This window comes from Streptomyces sp. NBC_01384 (assembly GCF_045040035.1).
GTDB lineage: Bacteria > Actinomycetota > Actinomycetes > Streptomycetales > Streptomycetaceae > Streptomyces.
In genome coordinates, this window is record NZ_CP109560.1 from 824,531 (window position 1) to 841,686 (window position 17,156).

15 protein-coding genes are annotated in these 17,156 nt (G+C 69.8%); 14 read left to right on the top strand and 1 reads right to left on the bottom strand.

All coding sequences use genetic code 11. The features are described from left to right. The first annotated feature begins 72 nt into the window (after nt 1-72). The 7 genes from OG747_RS51465 to OG747_RS51495 all read left to right on the top strand — a co-directional run bounded on the left by OG747_RS51465 (nt 73) and on the right by OG747_RS51495 (nt 6,430). Nucleotides 73-1,308: an arginine deiminase gene (locus OG747_RS51465; RefSeq protein WP_331743321.1), complete on the top strand. Its 1,236-nt coding sequence runs from the start codon at nt 73-75 to the stop codon at nt 1,306-1,308. A 121-nt stretch (nt 1,309-1,429) separates the two neighbouring features. Next, entirely contained in the window at nt 1,430-2,266 is an 837-nt protein-coding gene (gene ddaH, locus OG747_RS51470) for a dimethylargininase (protein ID WP_405886403.1), read from the top strand. A gap of 65 nt (nt 2,267-2,331) precedes the next feature. Further along, on the top strand, nt 2,332-3,681 hold the full coding sequence (locus tag OG747_RS51475) for a SidA/IucD/PvdA family monooxygenase (RefSeq protein WP_331743319.1): 1,350 nt from the start codon (nt 2,332-2,334) through the stop codon (nt 3,679-3,681). 222 nt (nt 3,682-3,903) lie between these two features. Next, a complete protein-coding gene (locus tag OG747_RS51480; protein WP_331743317.1) occupies nt 3,904-4,119 on the top strand; it encodes a hypothetical protein in 216 nt (71 codons plus the stop codon). Nucleotides 4,120-4,375: 256 nt separating this feature from the next. Next, nucleotides 4,376-4,699: an acyl carrier protein gene (locus OG747_RS51485; protein WP_331765207.1), complete on the top strand. Its 324-nt coding sequence runs from the start codon at nt 4,376-4,378 to the stop codon at nt 4,697-4,699. A 79-nt stretch (nt 4,700-4,778) separates the two neighbouring features. Then, the gene (locus OG747_RS51490; RefSeq protein ID WP_331765208.1) at nt 4,779-5,525 is read left to right on the top strand and encodes a response regulator transcription factor; all 747 of its coding nucleotides are present in this window, start codon (nt 4,779-4,781) and stop codon (nt 5,523-5,525) included. 134 nt (nt 5,526-5,659) lie between these two features. Further along, nucleotides 5,660-6,430: an alpha/beta fold hydrolase gene (locus OG747_RS51495; protein WP_331743311.1), complete on the top strand. Its 771-nt coding sequence runs from the start codon at nt 5,660-5,662 to the stop codon at nt 6,428-6,430. A gap of 187 nt (nt 6,431-6,617) precedes the next feature. Here OG747_RS51495 and OG747_RS51500 read toward each other — a convergent pair whose 3' ends face one another. Further along, complete coding sequence (locus OG747_RS51500; protein WP_331765209.1) at nt 6,618-9,857, bottom strand: amino acid adenylation domain-containing protein; 3,240 nt, start codon at nt 9,855-9,857, stop codon at nt 6,618-6,620. A gap of 396 nt (nt 9,858-10,253) precedes the next feature. On the opposite strand from OG747_RS51500, the gene OG747_RS51505 reads away from it, so the two are divergent. From OG747_RS51505 to OG747_RS51535, 7 genes are all read left to right on the top strand, one after another. Next, entirely contained in the window at nt 10,254-10,529 is a 276-nt protein-coding gene (locus OG747_RS51505; protein WP_331743307.1) for an acyl carrier protein, read from the top strand. A gap of 21 nt (nt 10,530-10,550) precedes the next feature. After that, nucleotides 10,551-11,510: a chlorinating enzyme gene (locus tag OG747_RS51510; protein WP_331743305.1), complete on the top strand. Its 960-nt coding sequence runs from the start codon at nt 10,551-10,553 to the stop codon at nt 11,508-11,510. Between the two features lie 159 nt (nt 11,511-11,669). Then, nucleotides 11,670-12,341, top strand: coding sequence for a thioesterase II family protein (locus OG747_RS51515; RefSeq protein WP_405886410.1), 672 nt, complete (start codon nt 11,670-11,672; stop codon nt 12,339-12,341). Nucleotides 12,342-12,442: 101 nt separating this feature from the next. Further along, a complete protein-coding gene (locus OG747_RS51520; RefSeq protein ID WP_405886412.1) occupies nt 12,443-13,696 on the top strand; it encodes a cation:proton antiporter in 1,254 nt (417 codons plus the stop codon). Between the two features lie 234 nt (nt 13,697-13,930). Then, entirely contained in the window at nt 13,931-14,455 is a 525-nt protein-coding gene (locus tag OG747_RS51525; RefSeq protein WP_331743299.1) for a hypothetical protein, read from the top strand. 180 nt (nt 14,456-14,635) lie between these two features. Beyond that, nucleotides 14,636-15,496, top strand: coding sequence for a DUF4097 family beta strand repeat-containing protein (locus OG747_RS51530; protein WP_331743297.1), 861 nt, complete (start codon nt 14,636-14,638; stop codon nt 15,494-15,496). Between the two features lie 232 nt (nt 15,497-15,728). Beyond that, a complete protein-coding gene (locus OG747_RS51535) occupies nt 15,729-17,069 on the top strand; it encodes a serine hydrolase domain-containing protein (RefSeq protein ID WP_331743295.1) in 1,341 nt (446 codons plus the stop codon). The last annotated feature ends 87 nt before the right edge of the window (nt 17,070-17,156 follow it).

The following is a 17,156-nucleotide window of genomic DNA, read 5'->3' on the forward strand; positions in this document are numbered from 1 at the left end:
CGAAAGGGAAACTCGCGTGGCTAACTTCGATGGGCGCGCAGTAACTGCCCAGGATCGAAGTGAGGCGAGAACATGTTCCATGTGAATTCTGAGGTCGGTGCGCTGAAGCAAGTCATCCTGCACGAGCCCGGCCTGGATTTCGAACGGCTGACCCCGAACAACAAGGACGAGCTGCTCTTCGACGACGTCGTCTGGGTCTCCCGGGCGAAGGAGGAGCACCAGGCTTTCCAACAGCTCTTCCGCGACCGGGGAGTCACGGTCCATCTCCTGCACGAGCTGCTCGCCGAGACGGTCAAGGCCGAGGAGGCGGTGGCCTTCATACTCGACCGCATCCTGGACGACCGGCAGCCCCACCTGGGTGCCGCGCTGGCTCGGGCGGCCCAGCAGGTCCTCACCGCGATGGGACCCGACGACCTGGCCACGCACCTGCTGGGCGGCCTGAGCAAACGCGAGCTCATGGAGGCGCTGGGAGAGCGCGGCGACGGAGTCCGTTCCTTCGGCCTCGACCTGCTGGCCGACGACGATTTCGTTCTGCCGCCGCTGCCCAACTCGCTGTTCACCCGCGACACCAGCTGCTGGGTCTACGGCGGTGTCTCGGTCAACCCGATGCGCAAGGCCGGGCGCAAGCGCGAGACGGTCAACTACGAGGCGATCTACAACTTCCACCCGCTGTTCGCGGAGGACGGCGCGCAGCGCTGGATCGACGGCGAGGCGATGGCGCCGGCCGCGATCGAGGGCGGCGACGTCGAGGTGATCGGCAACGGCACCGTCCTGGTCGGCCTCGGCGAGCGCACCACGCCCGCCGGTGTGGAGATCCTCGCTCGCCGTCTCTTCCACGCCGGTTCGGCCGAGCGCGTGATCGCCGTGGAGCTGCCCAAGGCCCGCGCGTTCATGCACCTGGACACGGTGATGACCATGGTGGACAAGGACGCCTTCACCCTTTTCACCGGCCTCGACCGCGCCGGGCTGCGGTCCTGGACGCTGACACCCGGGGCCGGCCAGGTCCCCGATGTCACCGAGAACGCGGATCTCTTCGCCGCGGTCGCCGCCGCGCTCGGCCTGGACAGGGTCCGCGTCCTGCAGACCGAGCAGGACGCGTACGGCGCCGAGCGCGAGCAGTGGAACGACGGCTGCAACCTCTTGGCCGTCGCTCCCGGCAGCGTCATCGCCTACGAGGTCAACGAGCAGAGCAACCGGATGCTCGAGGAGAACGGCATCGAGGTGCTGCGGATCAGGGGCGACCAGCTCGGCCGGGGCCGCGGCGGCCCGCGCTGCATGAGCTGCCCCATCGAACGCGACGCCGCCTGACCCCCGCCGGCGACAGCGGTGGCGGGGGAGGCACAAGCGCTCCGGCCACCGGCCCCGGCAGAACCCGAGTTCCACCGACCGAGCAGAACCCGAGATCCACCGACCGAGAGGAAGCAGACCGTTGTCCCAGACCCTGGCTGTCCGTCAGGCCACACACCGCCACTACCTGATGTGCCGTCCGACGTACTTCGACGTCACCTACGCGATCAACCCCTGGATGGACCCCGGCAAGCCGGTCGACACCGACCTGGCGATCGAGCAGTGGGAGGGTCTGAGACTGCTCTATCAGGAGTACGGACACACCGTCGATCTCATCGAGCCCGTCGAGGGCCTGCCGGACATGGTCTTCTCCGCCAACGGCGCGACCGTCGTGGACGACCGGGTGCTGGTCGCCAGGTTCCGCCACCAGGAACGGGCCGCCGAGGCCTCGGCCTACCAGGAATGGTTCACCTCCTGCGGCTACCGCGAGGTCCGCTCCGCCACGTACGTCAACGAGGCCGAGGGCGACTACATGGTGGTGGGCGGCACGATCCTGGCGGGCACCGGCTTCCGCACCGACCCGCGCGCCCACGCCGAACTGGGCGAGGCCCTCGGCTGCCAGGTGGTCACCCTCACCCTGACCGACCCGCGCTTCTACCACCTGGACACGGCGCTCGCCGTGCTCTCCGACACCGAAGTCATGTACTACCCGGGAGCCTTCTCCAAGGACAGCCTCGCCACCCTGCGCGAGCTCTTCCCCGAGGCGGTCGTCGTCGAGGAGGCCGACGCGGAGGCCTTTGGCCTCAACGCGGTGTCCGACGGGCTCCACGTGTTCCTGCCCGACACCGCGACCGGGGCCGCCGAGCAGCTGCGGCGCCGCGGGTTCGAGCCGGTCGGTGTGGATCTGTCCGAACTGCTCAAGGCGGGCGGCAGCGTGAAGTGCTGCACGTTGGAGATCCGCCACCAGGCCCAGGCCTGACCCCATCCGTCGACGGGGGCGCCGAGTCCTGTCCACGTCACAGCAACGCCAGCGGGAGAATACCCATGAGTGCTCGCGAAATTGACACCTACGATGTGGTTGGCATCGGATTCGGCCCGTCCAATCTGTCGCTCGCCATCTCCTTGGAGGAGCATCACGCCAATGTTCTGACCAACCCGGTGACCTCTGCCTTCTTCGAGCGGCAGCCGCAGTTCGGCTGGCACCGTAATATGCTGCTGCCGTCGGCGACCATGCAGATCTCCTTTCTGAAGGACCTGGTCACCTTTCGGAATCCGGTGTCGCGGTTCAGCTTCGTGTCGTTCCTGCACGCGCAGGGCCGGCTCGCCCAGTTCGTGAACCGCAAGGACTTCTTCCCGACCCGCCAGGAATTCCACCAGTACCTGGAATGGGCGGAGTCGAGCATGACCAACGTGGTCACCTACAACTCGGCCGTCACCGCGATACGGCGGCCCCGAAACGGCGCAGGCGGCTCACCCGACCACGTGCAGATCGAGGTCCGCGACACCGTGGGCGGCACCGCCCGGCTGGTGAACGCGCACAACGTCGTCATCTCGACCGGCCTCGAGCCGCGCATGCCGGACGGCGTGGTGCGCGACGAACGGGTCTGGCACAGCTCGGAGTTCCTGGCCAAGTACCGCCGGGCCAACCCCGCACAGCTGAAGAGCGTCGCGGTGGTCGGTGCCGGGCAGAGCGCGGCGGAGATCACCAAGTTCTTCTACGCGCAGCTGCCGCACGCGCAGGTGCACGCCGTCTTCCCCTCCTACGGCTACTCCATCGCGGACGACACGCCCTTCGCCAACCAGGTCTTCGACGCCGACGCGGTCGACGACTACTACTTCGGCAACGAGCCGACGCGCGAGGCGTTCTGGCGCTACCACCGCAACACGAACTACGGGGTGGTGGACGACGCCGACATCAGGGAGCTCTACCAGATCTCCTACGACGAGGAGGTGTCCGGCACCAAGCGGCTGCACTTCCACAACCAGACGAAGGTGAAGTCCGTGACACGGGACGGGCGTGCGGCGAGCGTGCTGCTGGAGCGGCTGGACGGCGCGGAGCGGAAACTGGGCGTCGACGCGATCGTCTTCGCCACCGGCTACGCCACCATGGACCCGACGAGCCTGCTCGGCGACCTCGACCGCTACTGCCTGCGAGACGAGTCGGGACGTCACCGGGTGACCCGCGACTACCGGCTCGTCACCACGCCGGAACTCACCTGCGGCATCCATCTCCAGGGCGGTACGGAGCACACCCACGGTCTGACGTCGTCGCTCCTTTCGAATATCGCCGTGCGGAGCGGTGAAATAGCCGATGCCATCATCAAGGAGCGCACGGAGCGCGAACTGGCAGCGGCGGCGGCCGGAGTTCTCGAAACCGCGGACAAATCGATCTGACACCCGGAAAGCATTTCTGGGTGCGCATGGCCCGTCGGCCCCGGACATTGGTCCTGGGGCCCACGGGCATGCCCAAAAAAGAAATACAGAGGCATGACGCGGCACAGAGGAATGGCCGAACATGGAGGATTTCCTCCATGGCGCGTGCGTCCGCGGCCGCGTAACTTCGGTATTGCCCCGCATATTTCGGCAGGGCCTAGGGCCCAGAGGGAGGGCGGCACGATGGATTCCATGGCAGGCGCGGCGGTCGCCGGCTCGGTGATGCTGAGCACGACGGCTCTGCTCGCCACGGGACTGGTCTGGGTCTCGTCGACCTGGAAACGGGAGCGGCGCACCGCGGACCACGCCGCGGCACAGCAGCAGGAGTTGCGCTCCGAAGTGGCCGAGCTGTGCCGGCGGGTCGGAGCACTGCAGCGGCTTCTGGAGGGCGTGGACTGACCCTCCCGCCGGGCCCGGGGACCCGGGCCGCCTCGCAGGCGGCGCGGCGCCGTCCGTCACGGCGCCGCGCCGCCGCCGTCTCCGTGTCAGTCCCCGTCCCCGTCTCCGTCCCCGTCTCCGTCCCCGTTCAACCGTGCCCGCCGCAACGGGAGCGATATCGCGTCGATAAGGCTGCTCCCTAGCGTCGTGTCCACAGGAAGACGTGCGGCCCGACCGGCCCGCGGTGGAGCGAACATCCCAGGTGGAGGCGGAGCAGATGACCGGCGACGTGGAGTACCAGTCCCCCGGCCAGGCCGGGGCCGCCGAGATCCGCGAGGACGCGGGCCACCCCCCGGGCGCCGGCGAACGCGAGCTGGCCGCTTTGTGGGCCGACGCGCTCGGCGTTCCGGTCGAGCGCATCCGCCGCAGCGACAATTTCTTCGAGATCGGCGGCACTTCGCGGGCCGCCGCGCGGCTGGTGATGGCGCTGGAGCGGCGCCTGTCCGTCGACGACTTCGCCCGGACCCCCACCCTGGCCCATATGGCAGACCTCTTCGAGCAGCGGTGCGCAGGTGCCGAGGCCGAGGCAGCCGGCGACTGAGATGTCACCCAACTCACCTTTTGTCCCATCGAGTTGGACGGTTGACACCAGCCTACCCTGGCCGAGGAAGTGATCCGCCATGCGTCTCGTCATCGCCGAAGGCTCCGCGATCCTCAGGGCGGGCCTGGCACACGTGCTCAGCGCCCAAGGCCACCAGCTCGCCCCGCCCGTCCACGACGCCCGGGTGCTGCCCGCCCTGGTCGCCACGCACACCCCCGACGTGCTCATCACCAACGTCCGCCTCGCGCCGACCTGGAGCGACGAGGGTGTGGGCGCCGCCTTGGACGTGCGTCGACGACACCCGGGCATCGGCGTCCTGCTCTTCTCGGCGACTCCCGAACCGGAGCACGTCGCCCGCCTGTTCACGGGCGACGGCGCGGGCCTCGCGTATCTGCTCCAGGACCGTATGACGGACTACGACGGCCTGGTGGACACGCTCACCCGCATCGCGGCGGGCGGCATGGTCGTCGACCCCCGCATGGTCAGGGCGCTGGCGACGGCCACCGTCCACGGGCGCCGCGAGGGGCCTCGGGACGGGCGCGGCGGCGGGCTCGGCACGCTCAGCGAACGGGAGTCGGAGGTCCTCGCGCTCATGGCGCAGGGCCGCACCAACAGCGCGATAGCCGAACGGCTCGTCGTCTCCCAGGGAACGGTGGAGAAGCGGGTCGCGGCGGTCTTCGACAAGCTCGACATCCCCGGAGGCCCGAGCGACAACCGCCGGGTGCTCGCCGTGCTGCGCTACCTGTCGGACCGGCAGGCACCGGCCGCTCCCCTCGGCATCAGGCAGCAGGAGTCCCGGCGCCGCCACCTGTCGAGCGCGGCCTGACGCGGGGCGCCCCCCACGCACACAAAGCCCGCCGCCGCTGAACGAGAGCCGAAAGATTGGCGATCGCCGTCACCCGCGGCATGAGAGCCTGCGGGATGACCGCGCACCGTGGCTTGAGCAGTGGAGGATCCGTCATGGTCCGAAGCAACCCTGGCTGGATACGGCCGCTGAACGAGGTGGCCCGGCCCGCCGCTCGCGTGGTGTGCCTGCCGCACTCCGGCGGATCGGCGACCAGCTACAGCGCCTGGGCCACGGTGATGCCGCCGGACGTGGAGCTGCTCGCGGTGCAGTACCCCGGCCGCGGCGACCGGTGCGCGGAGCCCCTGATGGGCAGCATCGGGGAGATGAGCGCGCACATCGCCGCGCAGCTGCTGCGGCTCACCTCGGACGACCCTGCCCCGTACGCGCTGTTCGGGCACAGTCTGGGCGCGATGGTGGCGTACGAGACCGCGCTGGTCCTGCGCGACCGCGGCTGCCCGCCCGCCTACCTGTTCGTCTCCGGGAGCGCCGCCCCGGGCGAGCGGCGCAGCCTGCTCACCCACCGGGCCACCGACGAGGAGCTGTGGTCGTCGGTGTGCGCGCTCGGCGGCATCGACCCCGCGATCGCCCAGAACCCGGAGCTGCGCGAGCTGGTGCTGCCCGCGCTGCGCGCGGACGTGCGGGCGGGCGAGCTGTACCGGCCCGCGCCCCAGGTGCGGCCGCTGCCCTGTCCGGTGCGCTGCTACCACAGCCCCGAGGACCCGCTCACACGCGACGTGGACATGAGCGCGTGGGCAGCGCGGACCACCGGCCCGTTCAGCACGCGCGAACGTCCCGGCGGGCACTTCCACCTGTGGATCGACACCGACGAGCTGGTCGGCGACATCCTGTCCGCCGTGCCTCGGCGCACCACGTCGGCGGCATGAGCCGACCGGGACGGCGCACACGGATCGGCGCGGAGGCCCCCTGTCCGCCGGGAACCAGGTGATCCGGTCGGTGTGGACCCGTCCCCGGCGGCAGCGGCGCGAGCGGCCTGCACTCAGCCAGGAGCAGATCTCGTCGCCGAGGCCGTCCGCCTGACCCACCCGGCCGACGCCTCCTTACGACGCCTCCTCACCCCGACCACCCGGGCTCGCCCACGGGCCTCACCGCGCGGGAGGGAAGGTGGTCCGCCACGCCCGCCACGGTCGGCGCGGCGAAGAACGCGCGCATCGTCAGTCCCGGCCCGAGTTCGGCATGGACGCGGTTGACGAGGCGTACGGCGAGAAACGAGTCTCCGCCGATCTCGAAGAAGTCGTCATCGACGCCGACGCAGGTGTGGCGCAGCGTCTCGGCGAACAGGGCGGCGAGGTCGCGTTCCAGCGGGGTACGCGGTTCCCGCCGTTTCTTGTCCGCCTGCCCCGGTTCGGGCAGCCGGGACCGGTCCAGCTTGCCGTTGGGGGCCAGCGGAAGCTGACCGAGCACGACGAACGAGGACGGGATCATGAAGGCGGGCAGCCGGTCGGCGACGTGGCGTCGCAGCCGCCGCGGTGCCAGCTGGTCCTCGGGCCGGTCGGCCGCGAGGTCGGCGGGCAGGTCGGCGGGCACGACGTAGGCCACGATCCGGCTGCCGCCGGCGCCCCCCGCGGGGCGGACGGCGATCGCCGCCTGGGCGATGCCGGGGTGGGCACCGAGGACCGCTTCGATCTCGGCGGGTTCGATGCGGATGCCGCGGATCTTCATCTGCGCGTCCGCGCGCCCCAGGTGTTCCAGTTGCCCGTCGGGGTTCCAGCGTGCCAGATCGCCGGTGCGGTACATCCGCTCGCCCGGGGCGCCGAAGGGGTCCGCCACGAAGCGATCGGCGGTCAGACCGGGTCTGGCGTGGTACCCGCGGCCCACGGCGCCGCCGACGTACAGCTCGCCGGCGACTCCGGGAGGCAGTGGCATCAGGCCGGGGCCGAGCACATAGGCGCGCATGTTGCCCAGCGGTGTTCCGATCGGCACGCCGCCCGTGCCGTCCCAGTCCCGGGGGACGGTGTGGGTCGTGGCGTAGAAGCTCTCCGTCTGCCCGTAGGCGTTGACGATCTCAGCCGTCGGCAGCTGCGCGCGCACGCGCCGGACGAGGTCCGCGGGCAGTCGCTCGCCGGCGAAGCACACGGTCCGCACGTCGAGGTCGCGTGACACCTGGTCGAGCACGTCGGCGAACACCGAAGGGACGGTGTGCAGCACGTCCCCCGACCAGCCGCCGCGTTCCCCTACGACGAGCACGTCGCGGACGACGTCGATCCTGGCTCCGGTGCTGAGTGCGGTGAAGACCTCGAACACGGACACGTCGAAGTTGACCGAGGTACCGGCCAGCATGACCGCTCCGGGGCGCATGCCCACCAGCGGCGCCAGTTGGGACACACCGTTGACCACGTTGCCGTGGGTGATCGCGACGCCCTTCGGTGTTCCCGTCGAGCCCGACGTGTACATCACGTACGCCAGATTGTGCGGCAGCAGTCGTTCCTCGGGCGGGAGGCCGGTGCCGTCGTCCTGGAGGCCTTCGGGGCCGAGAGCGCCGAGGGAGCCGGGGGCGCCGAGGGCATCGATGTAGCACCGGGGCAGGTCGGTGTCCGGCAGCAGGTCGCCGGTCTCCTTGTCCGTGAGGATGAGGCGGGGGCCGGCGTCCGCGAGCATGAAGCCCAGCCGTCCGCTCGGGTAGCGGGGGTCGAGCGGAAGGTAGGCGGCTCCGGACTTCAGGACGCCGAGCAGCGCGACCACGAGGTCGGCCGTGCGGGCGAGCGCGAGACCCACGACGCTCTCCGGCCCGGCCCCGGCGCGCCGCAGATGGCGGGCCAGCCCCGACGCCCTGTCGTCCAGCTGGCGGTAGGTCATGGAGGTGGTGCCGTCGCTCACCGCGATGGCGTCGGGCGTGGCGGCGACCTGCCGTCGTACCAGCTCCGGGAGGGTCGGCCCGGTCAGGTCCGCCGTCGCGCCCGCCGACCGGGCTCGCGGCGGCCGCCCCTGCGCGAAGTCGCCCAAGTCGACGCCCATGTCGACCCGGCCCACCCTGACCTGGGGGTCCCGCACCACGTGCCGGAGGATGCGCTCGAAACCGGCCGCCATGACCTCGATCGTGGACCGGTCGAACACGTCGCGGGCGTACGAGATCTCCGCCTCGACGGTCTTGTCGCTGCCGCTGCCGCCGGCGCCGGCGACAGCGCCGGGCCGCAGGGTGAAGCGCAGGTCGCAGCGCGCGGAGCGTGCCCACGGCCGTTCCACGGTCGTCACCAGACCGGGAAGGCGCACCGCGGGCGCGGGCCGCTCCAGCCACTCGAACATCACCTGGACCAGCGGGTGGTAGGCCGCCGAGCGCTGCGGGGCGAGTTGCTCGACCAGGTGGGCGAAGGGGATGTCCGGATGGGCGGCGGCGGCCCGCTCCTTCGCCCGCACCCGGTCGACGAGTTCCGAGAACGGGGGGTTTTTGCGCAGATCGGCGCGCAGAACCACCATGTCGTGGAACGGGCCGACCGCATCCGCGCCCGGCTTGGCCGCACGGTCCGGGGGTGGCGTGCCCATGAGCACGTCCGCACCGCTTCCCCTCTGGTGGAGCAACACGGCCAGCGCCGCCCGGAGCACGCAGTCGAGGGGGACGTTCCTGGCGCGCGCCAGCTCCTCCGCCTCCTCGACCAGATCGGCCTCCAAGGTGAAGGAGACGGCGGCCGAGCGGCCGCTCGGCTCCGGCGGGCGGGGCCGGTCGGCCGGCAACGGCATCGGGGCGGGAAGGCCGGCCAGTTCCGTTCGCCAGTACGCCATCTGCCGCTCCGCGTCACTGCCGGGCAGCTCCGTCCGGGCCAGGAAGGTCCGCTCGTCCTCGACGTGCCGTGCCCAGGGGGCGGACAGAGCGCTCCAGCGCGGCGCCGCTCCCTTCCGGCGTGCGGCGTAGGCCCGTTCCAGATCACGTATGAGCGGCTCCATCGACCGTTCGTCCGCAGCGATCTGATGAACCGTCAGAAAAAGGAGGTGGCGGTCGGGGGCGCAGCGCAGCACCTCGGCGCGCACCGGCAACTCGGCCGCGAGATCGAAGGAATGCCGTGCGACTTTCAGCAGGGCGTTGTCGACGCCCTCCGGCGCCGCGTCCACGACCGGCAGCCGCACCTCGGCGTCGCCGGCGGAAATCACCGTCGGCCGGGGCAGCCCGTCCGCGTCCTCGGGGAAAACGGTCCGCAATGCCTCGTGGCGGATCACCAGGTCCGTGAGGGCCGCTTCCAGGGCGGCGACGTCCAGCTTTCCCTCCATGCGCAGGACGAGCGGGATGTTCCCTGTCTCCGGATTTCCCCCGAAGCAGTGGATGAACCACAATCGACGCTGCGCAATGGTCGCTGAGATCATGCGCGCCTACTCCTTGTACATTCCGCTCGGATGAAACGCTCGGATGAAAGCTGGAACGAAAGCTCGGATGAAATTGCGCCTGAGTATCGGGTCGAGGCATCGGCAACCCGTGTCCGCGCATTCAACCCGTATCCGCGCGCTCGGCGGACAGGCGCGGCCATAGCCGTAGGACGGTGTTCCCGGTTGTATCACGACGTCATGCGGTGGCGTCAGGGGAAAGCAGTCCGCCCGGGCGGGGCTGCCGCGCCGTCCTGGCGACAGGACACTTTCGGATCCGGAAGTGCATCCGCGCCACCGCGGTGCTGATTCACATCTTGTCCCGGTTCCCCATTCCCTTACAGACAGGTATGTTCAGGAGCGGTCGGGACCACGAAGAAAACGCAGAAGGACGTTCCCATGCCGTCTTCCATATCTCACGACGCCGCGGCCCTCTCCTCCGACAGTTCGACTGTGGAGCGATCCGTACTTGAATGGCTGCGCGCGGAACTCGAGGATCCGGAAATCGTCGGGTCCGACAACTTTCTTGATATCGGTGGCCATTCGCTCGCCTTCGCCAAGCTCAACAAGTACCTCGAAGACTCGTTCGGCGTAGGACTCGTCATGAAGGTCGCCTACGAAGAAACACTCTCCATGGCTGCGGCCAAGGCACAGCCGGTCCGGACATCCGCATAGCCGACGCAAGGAAGGCACAGCATGGCAACCAGCATCGAGCAGGGCGCTTTCGCCCTGTCCGCCGATGAGCTCGCGTTCTTCCACAAGAACGGCTACATAGGGCCGCTGACCATCTACACCCCCGAGGAGATGGACCAGCTGTGGAAGCAGGCCCAGAGGGAGACCCTGGACCGCAGCCACGCCGCCTATCCGGAGGCTCCGGCTCTCGGGGCGCCGAACATCGTCAACTACGACCGGCACCTCGACATCGACCGGCTGGCCGAACACATCTGCAATCAGAAGATCGTGGACCGGGTCGCATCGATCCTCGGGCCCGACCTGCTGTGCTGGCGCACCGAGTTCTTCCCCAAGTACCCCGGGGACGAGGGCACCGACTGGCACCAGGCGGACACCTTCGCCAACGCCAGCGGAAAGCCGCAACTCCTGTGGCCCGGAGAGTCGGAGGACGACTTCGGCGCCGGCACGATCACGGTGTGGACCGCGTTCACGGACTCGACGCGTGAGAACGGCTGCCTGCAGATCATTCCGGGCACGCAGAACAAGATGAACTACGACGAGACCAAGAACATGGCCTGGGACGAGAGCCGGATCAACGGGGAGGTCAAGGACGGCGTCCAGCGCGGCTTCTTCGGATACGACTACCGTCAGCTTCAGATCGACCCCGATTGGAAGCCGAACGAAGAGGACGCCTACTCCCTCGTCATGGAGCGAGGCCAGTGTGTGATCTTCTGGTCGACGCTGATGCACGCTTCCCTGCCCAACACCAGCAAGGGCAAGGACTATCGCATGGGCTTCGCCACGCGGTACGTGCCCACCAAGGTGCGCGTGTATCCCGGCACGGACCAGATCGAGGAATACGGCGGGAACATCTCGCTGGAGAAGTGGGGAGCCGTCCTGGCCCGGGGCCGCGACGAGTACGGCCACAACAAGATCGCAGGCGAGACGCTCCGGGGAACTCCGTTCCGCACGGCGGCGCGCTGACGGGCCACGGTGACACGCCGTCATCGGCTCCTGGGGGCTTTTGGAGGCTTCTGGAGGCTTCCGGACCGCCGCGGGAGCCGATGACGCCCCCGCCCCGGGGCCGGGGTCCCGAACGAGGCCGGTGATGTCGATGCGATGGGCCAGAACCCAATGAGACCTGTGGTCGCCCTTGTTCCCCCCTCGTGCTGCGGCGCGGGTTACTTCCGTCGGCTGCGCCGGGCCCTGTCCGACGAGATCGATGTGCGTCCGGTGGAGTTGCCCGGCCACGGCCGCCGCTTCTCGGAGCCGTTCCTCACGAGCGCCCACCGCGCCGTGTCCGACGTGCTGGCGCAGCTCGACGGGCCCGTGGACGCCATCTACGGGGAAAGCCTCGGTGCCTACGTCGGCCTCGCCGTCGCCTCAGCCATGGGCCCAGGGCGGCGACCGGTGCTGATCGCGGCGTCCAATTCGCCTCCGTCGGTGCAGCGGAACATCGACGCCCGGGATGTCGACACCCTCGAAACGGCGGTGGCGACCCTGACGTCCATGGGCGGTGCCATTCCCGCCGAAGTGGTGAACGATCCGAAACTGGCCTCCGGTGCCTTTCCGATGATCCGCGCCGACCTGCTCCTGTCCCGGTCCTTCATCGACACCACGCGCACCACGGCGATCTCCGGCGACGTGTACGTCCTCGGCGGCGAATCCGACGGCTCGCTGTTCGCACTGCACACATGGGCGCGTCACACCACCGGAGCCTGCGCGGTGCGGCGACTGCCCGGTGGCCATCTGCTGGCCGGCGCCAACCCCTCCGGCGTCGCTGCCGCACTCCTGAATGCCGTGGCCGGAGTCTGAGGCGGCGGCGTCCCGCCAGTGATGACATCTCAGAAAGGAAAACGATGACGCTGGCTTCGGGCTCGGTTCCCGGCATAACGCACCATCAAATGCTGGTGTTCATGCTGCAGACAGGTCTCCTGATAGCGGTTGCGGCCGGGCTCGGGAGAGTGGCGGTGCGCCTGCGCATGCCTCCCGTGGTGGGTGAACTCACGGCTGGCGTGGTACTCGGTCCCTCCCTCTTCGGAAACGTCGCGCCCGGCCTGTCGCACTGGCTGCTGCCACGGGATCCGGAGCAGATGCATCTGCTGAGCGCCGTGGCGCAACTGGGTGTCCTGCTGCTCGTCGCCATCACCGGCGCACACATCGACCTGGCACTTCTCGGCCGGAAACGGCGGGCCATCGGTCTGGTCAGTATGGGCAGCGTGCTCCTGCCCCTCGCACTCGGCTTCGCGCTGGGCTTCCTCCTGCCCGGCTCGCTGATGGGAGGCACCGGCGGCCGCACCACCTTCGCCCTGTTCATCGGCGTGGCGGTCGCGGTGAGCGCGCTCCCGGTGATCGCCAAGACGCTGTTCGACATGGGGCTGCTGCACCGCAACGTGGGACAGATCATCGTCGGGGCGGCCGCGGTCAGCGACATCGTCGGCTGGCTGCTGCTGTCGATCGTGTCGGCGATGGCGACGCACGGTCTGCGGGCGGGTGTGGTGGTCGAGTCCGTCGCCTACCTGCTCGTCGTGCTGGCGGTCACGGTCGTCGCCCGTCCGCTCGTCAAGCGGGTACTGCGTCCCGCCGAGCGGCCGGGCCGGCCCGGTGCCGGCCTCTCCCTCATCTTCGTACTGATCATGCTGTCCGCCGCCGGGACGCAGGCGCTGAACATGGAGCCCATCCTCGGCGCCTTCCTGTGCGGCATCGTGGTGGGATCCCTGGGCTCGGCGAGCCGCAGGTCGCTCGACTCCATGCGGACCTTCGTCATGGCGACGCTCGCTCCGCTCTTCCTGGCCACGGCCGGACTGCAGGTGGACCTCACCACACTGGGCCGTCCCCGGGTACTGCTCGCGGCCGTGATCACCCTGGCCGTGGCCATCGGAGCCAAGTTCGCCGGGGGCTACCTCGGCGCTCGGCTCGGCCGGCTGGACCGCCTCGAGGCCCTCGCCATCGGCGCGGGTCTCAACGCCCGGGGCGTGGTCGAAATCGTCCTGGCCTCCGTCGGCCTGCGCCTCGGAGTCCTGAACACCGCGTCGTACACCGTCATCGTCCTGGTCGCGGTGGTGACGTCGGTGATGGCTCCGCCGATCCTGCGGCGCGCCACCGGTCGCATCACCACGACCACAGCCGAGATCAAGCGCGAGCGGGAGTTCACCGCTCAGCTCGTCTGAAACACCCGCACGCCGGTTGAGGCCCGTCCCCCTGGGGGCGGGCCTCGCCTCGTCGTGGGGCGGTACCGCATGACGACGCCACGGTGGCACTACGGTGACGCCACTTGGCGTCACCGCTGACACCAAGGGAAAGGTGCAGGTCAGGAGCACATGTGCGCACATGGACAGTCTCCACCGACCCACATGGCACCACTGACCCTTGACATGGCGCCAAGATGGCGCCACTCTAGAGCCATGGACCTGACGCCTCACGTCGAGCAACTCCGGCACGAGCTCGCCGTCGCCGCCGACACCGGTAGTGACGAAACCCGCGCGCTGGCCGAGCGGCTGACCGCCCCCCTGGAGTCGGCCGCCCGCCTCACTCTCCTGAACGCCCTGTCCACCGCGATGGACGAGATCACCCGTGACCTCGCGCCCGGTTCGGTGGAGCTCCGGCTGCGGGGGCTCGACCCCCAGTTCGTGGTGACACTGCCGCCGACGTCCGAGCCGTACGAGGAGCCGGCCCCCGCCGCGGCGCCGCCCTCCTTCGCGCCGCCGGCCCCGGTCGACACCGACGAGGGCAACACGTCCCGCATCAACTTCCGCCTCCCGGCCCCCCTGAAGGCCCGGGTCGAAGAGGCGGCGAGCCACAGTGGCCTGTCGGTCAACGCCTGGCTCGTACGAGCCGTCGCGGCCTCGCTGGCCCCTGCCGGGGACAGCGCGCCCCCGCCGCGCCCCGTCCGCATGGGCGGCGGGAGCTACACCGGCTGGGTGCACTGACCGACCGGGCCCGGCCCCGCCGCGCACCGCACCGCACCGCACCGCACCGCACCGCACCGCACCGCACCGCACCGCACCGCACCGCACCGCACCGCACCGCACCGCACACAACAACACAGCACGTCACAGCAGTACTTCACGGCACGTATCCACCCCACGAGTCATGAGGACGGGACAGCCATGTCTATTTCCGAGACCTACACGACCCCCGAGCCGATCTCCGCCAGCATCGAGATCGAGGTCGGAAACGCCAAGATCGTAACCGGCAAGCGCGCCGACACCACCGTCGTGGTACGCCCGGCCGACGGGACCAAGGACGCCGACGTCAAGGCCGCGGAGCAGACCAAGGTCGACTACTCGGGCGGCCGGCTGACGGTACGAGGCCCCAAGACGAAGAAGCGCTCCCTGTTCGGCAGCCCCGGCGCGATCGAGGTCGTCGTCGAACTCCCGGTGGGTTCCCAGGTCTCCGGCGGTGCGGCGGTGGGCGCCTTCCTGTGCGAGGGAGAGCTGGGCGAGTGCCGCATCAAGGTCGCCACGGGTGACATCCAGATCGAGCACGCCGGCACCGCGCACCTCGGCACCTCCCACGGCGACATCCTGGTCGACCGGGTGAGCGGGAACGCCGAACTCTCCGGCAGCGGCCGGCTGCGCGTCGGTGAGATCACCGGAACCGCCACCATCGCCAACTCCAACGGCGAGATCACCCTTCACGAGGTCGTCGGCGAGCTGCGCGCCAAGACCGCCAACGGCGCCATCGCCATCGGCCGGGCCCACGCCGGGCTCAACGCCAGGACGGCCAACGGCAGCATCCGTATCGACGAGGTCGCCCGCGGCCAGGTCGTCCTGGAGACCGGCGCCGGGAACATCGACATCGGCATCCGGAAGTCGACCACCGCCTGGCTGGACGTGCAGTCCAAGTTCGGCCGGGTGCGTCAGCTGCTGGACGAGACCGAGGGCCCCGCCACGTCCGAGGAGACCATCGAGGTCCGGGCGCGGTCCGGAGTCGGCGACATCACCGTCCGCCGCGCCACCGCCGCCTGAGATCCGCCCGCCGGCCGAGCTCAAGAGGGGCGTTGTCAGCCCGGCCGGCGGGAACGGGGAACGAAGGGCCCGCGCTCACTCGGCGCGGCCCGGCGTTTCCTGCCTTCCTGCCTTCCTGCCTTCCTGCCTGCCGGCCACCTGCCGCCGCGACCGGCGAACACCCGCTTCCCGCCCCGAACTCACCCCAACTCACGCCGACATCCCCTACGTTGACAACGTCCTTGGAGGATTCATGACCGACACTCCGCTCCATCGCTTCCTTTCGGCCAAGGCGAGCGAGTTCAACATTCCCGGTTCCGCCATCGCGGTCTTCGCCGACGGGGAGGAGAGCTACGCCTTCCACGGCACCACAAGCGTCGAGGACGCGCGCCCGCTCGATGGCGACACGCTCTTCCACTTCGGCTCGATCACCAAGACCTACACCGCCACGGCGATCATGCGTCTGGTCGCCGAGGGGAAGATCGACCTCGACGCGCCGGTCCGGCGCTACCTTCCCGGCTTCCGGCTCTCGGACGAGGACGCGGCCGCCGCCGTGACGATCACACACCTGCTCAACCACACCGCGGGGTGGAGCGACTACCTGCCCGAAGGCGGGGACGGCAGCCTCGGGAGTTACGTCGCGGGAATGGCCGGTGTTCCCGTGGAGACACCGCCCGGCCGGCATGCCGCGTACAAGAACGCGGGGTTCGCGATCGCCGGCTTAATCATGGAGTCGCTCACAGGGACGGCATACGAGGAAGCCATGCGGTCGCTGGTCCTCGATCCGGTCGGGCTGACCACGGCCACCTTCATGACCAGGAAACCGACCGGGCATGTGGCGATGGGGCACGCCGCGCAGGCGGACGGGACGCTCGACATCACCACCGACTGGGTGGCGGAGCGCTACGCGGATCCGTCCGGCGGCATCGTCTCGACGATCGGCGACCAGCTGCGCTGGGCCCGCTTCCACCTCTCGGACGGCGCGGACGTGCTGCCGCGCGCACTGCTCGTCCAGATGCAGCAGCCGACGACCGAGGTGGAGGGCGACTACTTCGGTGACGGGATCGGGCTGGGCTGGTTCCTGCGCACCACCGGCGGGGTCCGCACCGTCGGCCACGGCGGTTCGATGGTCGGCCAGTACTCGTGGCTCCTGCTCGTGCCCGAGAGGAACTTCGCCGTGGTCACGGTCGCCACGGCGGGCCCGAACGGAATCCCGTACAACCAGGACGTGGTGCGCTGGGCGCTCGAGACGTACCTCGGGGTGGTCGACCGCGACCCGGAGCCGCTCCCCTTCGACGAGGCGCGGGCGCGCGAACTCGTCGGCACCTACGAGACCGCGACGGGGCGCGCGATCGTCAGGGCGGACGGCGAACAGCTCCTGCTCGACTTCGAGGTCACCGCCGAAGCGCTCGAGGTCATCGGCAAGGCACCGGATTTTGAACCGTCGGAGTTCGGGATGCTCTCTGACGCCAACGACCAGTACATCGTCACCAGCGGACCACTGGCGGGCATGCGCGGCGTCTTCTCGCGCGACGCCTCGGGCGCCATCGAGACCATCAATCTCGCCGGACGGTCCTACCTGCGCGTTCCCTGACACGCACTGACGCGCACAGCGAGAAGTGCTCCCGTGACAGCAGCGGACCCGACGTTCGACGCGTCGTGCCGATGCCGTTCAGGAGCA